At 66.4% G+C, this 6,444-nt stretch carries 7 protein-coding genes; 3 read left to right on the top strand and 4 right to left on the bottom strand.

Annotated elements, in window-relative coordinates:
* Nucleotides 1-1,156: hypothetical protein (locus tag Q664_RS57385; RefSeq protein WP_152621943.1), on the bottom strand; the 1,156-nt coding region annotated here is incomplete at its 3' end.
* 455 nt (nt 1,157-1,611) lie between these two features.
* Between Q664_RS57385 and Q664_RS06380 the strand changes: the two genes are divergently transcribed.
* From Q664_RS06380 to Q664_RS06370, 3 genes are read left to right on the top strand one after another with little or no spacing between them, the layout of a single operon-like run.
* On the top strand, nt 1,612-2,337 hold the full coding sequence (locus tag Q664_RS06380) for an SDR family NAD(P)-dependent oxidoreductase (protein WP_043390934.1): 726 nt from the start codon (nt 1,612-1,614) through the stop codon (nt 2,335-2,337).
* Nucleotides 2,334-3,167, top strand: a complete 834-nt coding sequence (locus Q664_RS06375) for a dihydroneopterin aldolase (RefSeq protein ID WP_043390932.1) — start codon at nt 2,334-2,336, stop codon at nt 3,165-3,167. Before Q664_RS06380 ends, Q664_RS06375 begins: the two co-directional genes overlap by 4 nt.
* Nucleotides 3,167-3,952, top strand: coding sequence for an SDR family NAD(P)-dependent oxidoreductase (locus Q664_RS06370; RefSeq protein ID WP_043390929.1), 786 nt, complete (start codon nt 3,167-3,169; stop codon nt 3,950-3,952). The genes Q664_RS06375 and Q664_RS06370 overlap by 1 nt, the downstream gene beginning before the upstream one ends.
* A 62-nt stretch (nt 3,953-4,014) precedes the next feature.
* Here Q664_RS06370 and queD read toward each other — a convergent pair whose 3' ends face one another.
* From queD to Q664_RS06355, 3 genes are all read right to left on the bottom strand, one after another.
* On the bottom strand, nt 4,015-4,377 hold the full coding sequence (queD, locus tag Q664_RS06365) for a 6-carboxytetrahydropterin synthase QueD (protein ID WP_043390928.1): 363 nt from the start codon (nt 4,375-4,377) through the stop codon (nt 4,015-4,017).
* A gap of 26 nt (nt 4,378-4,403) precedes the next feature.
* Entirely contained in the window at nt 4,404-5,693 is a 1,290-nt protein-coding gene (locus tag Q664_RS06360; protein ID WP_043390926.1) for a class I SAM-dependent RNA methyltransferase, read from the bottom strand.
* A gap of 92 nt (nt 5,694-5,785) precedes the next feature.
* A complete protein-coding gene (locus Q664_RS06355; protein ID WP_043390924.1) occupies nt 5,786-6,442 on the bottom strand; it encodes a CoA transferase subunit B in 657 nt (218 codons plus the stop codon).
* Nucleotides 6,443-6,444 lie beyond the last annotated feature (2 nt).

Here is a 6,444-nt window from a genome sequence, read left to right as displayed (position 1 = left end):
TTACATCTTCGAGTTCGTCCGCCGAGCCTGGCGCCTTTGAAAGTTCGACTTGCTCTGAAAAGCCGTGTTCTTTTGAACCCTCCTGCGCGACTTCTCTGCAAGCCATCTCAAACAGATGCCCAAAGGTACTGGTCCATGTCTCTTGTTTTTTGGAAAACTTCTCACTGGCGCGCATGAAGCGCATCCAAAGACCACCACGAAGTTGTTCTTGAACAGCCCAGGGAGAAGCTGCAATCAGATGGCCGGAGTCGGTTTTCAAGAATGGCTTGCGAATGAAAATAACGGGAGCATGGGGAAGCCCGTTGTTTCGCAAAGATGCCTTCAATTGCTTACGGGCCTCTTCTCGGGTTATAGAGAGTTCTTGCAGGAATCCTGTCGCCCAATCATGCGGGAGATTTGTTTTCGAAAGCCACTGTTCCGGATTCAGCATTGGACCTTCGTAAGCACCCGATTTGGTTGATGCCCCCCATTGCTGTGATGCCATGAAAAGTGGCACCACAAAGGTGTCGAAATAGTCTGTAAACGAGCAGCCGAATGCACGCTGCTGAAGCATTTCCCAGTTCTTAGCGTCAGCGAACAAGCCCTGGGGCGGCTGTCTCTCGAAGATCATGGCTGTGCGAACCATTCTCCGTAATGGATCTGGGTATCTGTTGAATCGAGCTACGTGGCACAATTCCGCCGTGACAAGCTCAAGATTGGGGAGTGGAGGCTTGTCCGCATCGCGCCAAAACGAGAGGTGGTCGTTGGCAGCCAAGAGCATGAATGCCATGTGAAGGTCCGATGGGGCGGGTCCATCAGGACGTCCTTCAAGAATTGCCATGGCCTGTAAGAAATAGATGCATTGCTCGTGTATCAGCGGCCGGTCAGGATTTTTATCTACAAATTCACCGATGCTCCACATTTGCTGATTGGGATGGAGCTTGAGCCGCCTTAGTGAATCGTGCGTCAGCCTGACTAGGCTGGAGCCCTGATCAAGCTGAAAGTTTGCGAGAGATCCCGCAATGGCTGCCAATTGGAAAAATGTCTTTTCCCAGGAAAAACTTGCCAGCATCTCGCGCAGCGCCTGGGCGGAGTATGGCCGCCCACGCACCTCTGCATGAGTCAGATAGGCGCTAAGATATTGCTCTGCGGGAGACTGCCCTTTTGTAAGCACCATTTCACTTCCGTTTGAAAAGTATCACGAATTCCACCACTTGGTGCGTCCGTGGGAACACGTTCGCCACTTCAACCGCCAGTGGTTTATGATCGGCGTCCTTCAGCCCCGTCGAATCCATCGCCAGAGAACAGCATCGCACCCCACGTAGGCCCCTACTCCTCCCGCTTGCTGCGCGCGCGGCGTCCGAGACCTTGGACGTGCTCACACGCCCCCCGTTCTGGCGGAGGACCTTGGCGAACTCGACGATGCGTGCGTCCATGTGCTCGTAAACCCCTCAACCCAGCGTTCTACCAGCCTCCGCCCTACCCCGATTCCCCATCCTCCCAACCTGTTACGGGGCCCTCAATCCTCTTGTCCTACCCGGCCCGGGGTCATGGGGCGAGCCCTCGTTCTCCCAGCGGGCGGCCCTGTGCTCCTGTATACCCGGGCGCGCAGAAAACCCGAGGGAGACCTTCATGCCAACAGCCGTCGTCACCGGAGCGGGCATCCGGATCGGCAAGGCCATCGCCCTGGCCCTAGCCCAGGTGGGCTACGACCTGGCCCTGCACGTCCACCGCTCGACCGAGGGAGCCGAGGAGGTCGCCACCCGGGCCCGTGCCCTGGGACGCTCCGTCACGCTGCACCGCGCCGATCTGGGGACGCCCCAGGGGGTGGAGTCGCTGGCCGCCGCCGTGCGCGAGGCCCACCCGGCCGTCGACGTCCTCGTGAACAACGCGGGCATCTACGAGCGGCTCGCCTTCGAGGACATCACCCGCGAGCACTACCACCGGATGATGGGCATCAACCTGGAGGCGCCCTTCTTCCTCACCCAGGCCCTGCTCCCGGCCCTGCGAGCCGCGCCCCAGCCCCTCGTGGTGAACCTCACCGACATCGGCGCGGAGCGGGTGGAGAGCCACTACGCCCACTACTCCGCCAGCAAGGCCGGGCTCATCACGCTCACCCGGGCCCTGGCGGTGGAGCTCGCGCCCAAGGTGCGGGTGAACGCCATCTCCCCGGGCACCGTCGTGTTCCCGGAGAACTTCGACGAGGCCACCCAGAAGGCCATCCTCGCCCGCATCCCCCTCGGGCGGGTGGGCACCGCCGAGGACGTGGCCCGGGCCGTGGTCTTCCTGGCTCGCGAGGCCCCTTATATCTCCGGACAGGTGATCGCCGTGGATGGAGCCCGGAGCGCCCAGCTATGAACCGTCTTTCCTCCGATGCCTTCGCATCCGCCCCCCGCGACGCGCAGGGACGCCCGCTGGATGTCATCGAGCTGCGCCAGCTCCCGGTGAATTGCATCGTCGGGGTGTACCCGGCCGAGCGAGGCACGCCTCAGCCGCTGGAGCTCGACGTGGCGCTCTATCTGGACACCCGGAAGGCCGCCGCCGAGGGGAGCCTCCGCGACACGGTGGACTACGCGCGCCTGTCCGGCGAGCTGCGCTTCCTCCTGGAGTCGGCCGACTTCCGCATGCTGGAGACGGCCGCCGAGGCCCTCTGCCGCTACATCCTCGCCCCGCCGACGGAGGACTCGGCGCGCGCACCGGTGCGGGCCGTCACCCTGCGGCTGTCCAAACCCGAGGCCCTGGGCCGGGCGGGCCTCGCCTCGCTGCAGGTGCATCGCACCGCGGACGAGTACCAGTACGAGCAGGAGGACAAGCCCTTCGGGCGGGTGGACATCCTCTTCCAGGACGAGCACGTGGGCATCTACCGGCTGCGCATCGCGCCGGGCCAGACCATCCCCACCCACGAGCACCGGGTGATGAACGAGTCCGAGCTGGTACTGGGCCACGGGCTGCTGCTCCAGGGCCGGCCGGTGCAGGCGGGCACGGGCTTCCGGTGGCCGAAGCACCTTCCGCACCGCTACGACAATCCGAAGGCGATCGAGCAGACGGTGCTGTGCGTGGACCGTCCGGCCTTCATTCCGGATGACGAGGTGGAGGTGCCGGAGCCCTCGGGTGGATTGATGCCCGTGGAGGGCCGGGCGTACTACCCGGCGGCGGCGAGCACCCTGGAAGCGGAGGTCGAGCGGTGATGAGCACCCGGCCCGTGGGAACCCGGAAGGTGCTGGTGACGGGTGGAGGCAGCGGCATGGGCCTCGCGGTGGCCGAGGCGCTGTTGCGGGCCGGAGGCCGGGTGGCGGTGACGGGGCGCCGGGTGGAGCGACTGGAGGCGGTGGTCCGCGCGTGGCCGGGTCAGGCGGTGGCCCTGCCTTGCGACCTCACCTCCCCTTCCGAGCGCGAGGGCCTGTTGGCGAGGGCCCGTGACGCGTTGGGCGGGCTGGATGGGCTGGTGCACTCGGCGGGAGTGGTGGAACACCAGCTTCCCGGTCACATCTCCGAGGAGGCCCTGCGGGCCCAACTGGAGATCAACCTGGTGGCCCCGCTGCGCCTGGGCGAGGAGGCGCTGTCGATCCTGGAGGATGGAGGCGGCATGGTGTTCATCGCCTCGACGCTCGCCCTGCGGCCGCTGCCCACCAGCGCCGTCTACAGCGCGGCCAAGGCCGGATTGTTGGCGGCGATGCGCTCACTGGCCCTCGCGGGCGCCGCACGGAGAATCCGAGCCAACGCCGTCTGCCCGGGGGTGGTGGACACGGAGATGGTTCGGGCCCCGCGCCTGGCTCCTGGTGAGCCGCCTCCCCAGGGCGAGGAGCTCGAGCGAAGAATCGCAGCTCAGTTGTCCACGCTGGGGGCGTTGCATCCGCTGGGACGGCTCGGGAAACCCGAGGAGGTGGCCGATGCGGTGGTGCACCTGCTCGCGGCACCGTGGACGACGGGCAGCGAGCTGGTGATCGACGGAGGGATCCTGCTGCGAGAGTGAACTCGGGTTGCGGAGGAAACACCCTCACCCTGACCCTCTCCCAGAGGGAGAGGGGATGACCCTCAGTCGGCTTCGCCGCGGTAGATGCAGCCCGAGGTGCAGGTCTCACGCACCATCACCTGCGAGAGCTGCGGGAGCAGGGGCCGCATGCGCTGCCAGATCCACCGCGCCAGATTCTCGCTGGTGGGGTTGGAGAGCCCCTCGATCTCATTGAGGTAGTAGTGATCGAGCTGGGCGTGCAGCGGCTTGAAGGCCTCGGTGAGGTCGGCGAAGTCCATCACCCAACCCGAGTCCGCGCCCACCGGGCCCTGTACATGCAGGGTCACGCGGTAGGAGTGGCCATGCAGCCGGGCGCACTTGTGTCCCGGGGGCACATTGGGGAGGCGATGGGCCGCCTCGAAGGTGAACTCCTTGAAGATCTCCAAAACAAACTCCTGAGAGCCGCCGGCACCTAGGCGGGCAGCTCGAAAGACATCACGGACTCCACGTGGTGCGTCTGGGGGAACATGTCCACCACCTGGAGCGCCAGCGGCTTGTAACCCGCCTCGACCAATCCCGCCGCGTCCCGGGCCAGGGAGCCCGGATCACACGCCACGTACACCACCCGCCTCACCCCCAGGGCCTTGAGCCACCGGGCGAGCCCTGGCGCCCCCGTCCGTGGAGGATCCGCCAGCGCGAGGTCGAACCGCTTCCCCTCGCGGATGAGGCCCTCGCACACCTTCCGGGCATCGCCCTGGTGGAACCGCACATTGGCCACCCCACCCTCCCGCGCGCTCCGCTGCGCCAACTCCACCGAGGCCGGAGAGGACTCCACCCCCAACACCGATGCCGCGCTCGCCGCCAACGGGAACGTGAAGTTGCCGTTGCCCGAGTACAACTCCAATACCGCATCCGACTCGCGCGGGGCCAGCTCGTACACCGCCGAGGTCACCAGGCCCACGTTGGCCTCCGCATGCGCCTGGGAGAAGGCGTCCGGGCGCAGGTACAGCGGCACCTCGGGCCGCAGCGGCGACAGCGAGCGCAGCACCGGCTTGCCGATGATGCGCGGCGAGCCCTCCTTCGGCACCAGCACCGCCCCCTCCAGCCGCAGCGCGCGCACCGCCTTGTCGCACGCCTCCACATGCCGGGGCGTCGCCTGCCCCTTCAACATCACCGCGAAGGCCGCCTTGCCACCCTCGGCCAGCAGGTGCACCTCCTCCGCGTCCCGGGACACCGGCTTGAGCAGCGGCCCCAGCTTCCCCGGCAGCCCGGCGAGCACCGGCACCAGCGCACCGCACTCGTCCACCGGCACCCGGTCATGGCTCCGCCGTCCGAAGTAGGCCAGTTCGTCCTTGAGGAAGTGCAGCACCGCCCGCCGCCGGTAGCCGAACTCCGTGGGCGCGATCAACAGGGGCCGCACCGAGAAGCCGTCCCGCTTCAGCCGGCCCAGGTGCTCCAGGGCGGAGAGGACGATCTCCTGCTTCGCGGCACGCTGGGCCGACTCGGACAACTCCAGCCAGTCGCACCCGCCACACCGCGCGCTCAGGCCACAGGGCGAACGCCGCCGGTCCGGACTGGGGGCCAGCACGTCGCCGAGCAGGTGGCCGCGCACCACCTTGCCTTCCTGCTCCAGACGCACGCGTACGCGCTCGCCGGGGAAGGTGCCGGGCACGAAGACGGTGCGGCCCTCGTACGAGCCCACTCCCTCTCCGAGTTGCCCGAGCCGATCGATCGTCAATTCAACGGGGGTGTCCGGCAACATGGATCCCTATTCGACCTCCACGGCGGCCGGGGTATTCCGCCGCGGCCCCGTGCTCGAGGACCGCGGCGGGAACGGCGCGAGACCCGAGGGCCTCAGATCTTCATCTCACGCACGTCCGGGGCGATCTTGAGCTTGGGCTCGGTGATGGCCTGGACCTGCTCCACCGTCACGCCGGGGGCCAACTCGCGCAGCACGAGGCCCTGGGGCGTCACGTCGATGAGGGCGTACTCGGTGACGATGTGGTTGATGCACTTGAGGCCGGTGATGGGCAGGGAGCACTTCTTGAGGATCTTCGGCTTCCCCTCCTTGTTGACGTGCTCCATGGTCACGAAGACGCGCTTGGCGCCCACCGCGAGATCCATGGCGCCACCGGGGCCCTTCACCATCTTGCCGGGGATCATCCAGTTGGCGAGATCCCCCTCCTCACTCACCTCCATGGCGCCGAGCACGGCCAGGTCCACATGGCCGCCGCGGATCATCCCGAAGGACAGCGCCGAGTCGAAGAAGGCGGCGCCCTTCACCACCGTCACCGTCTCCTTGCCGGCGTTGATGAGATCCGGATCCTCCTCGCCCTCCACGGGCCAGGCTCCCATGCCGAGAATGCCGTTCTCGGACTGGAACATGATGTCGATGCCCTTCGGAATGTAGTTGGCAACCAGCGTGGGGATGCCGATTCCGAGGTTCACGTAATAGCCGTCGCGCAGCTCCTGGGCGATGCGCTGGGCAATCTGCTCACGGGTCAGGGGCATGG

Source organism: Archangium violaceum Cb vi76 (genome assembly GCF_000733295.1).
In the GTDB taxonomy this organism is placed as follows: Bacteria; Myxococcota; Myxococcia; order Myxococcales; family Myxococcaceae; genus Archangium; species Archangium violaceum.
The sequence above is the reverse complement of the archived record's forward strand: the minus strand, read 5'-3'. Positions and strand labels throughout refer to the sequence as shown.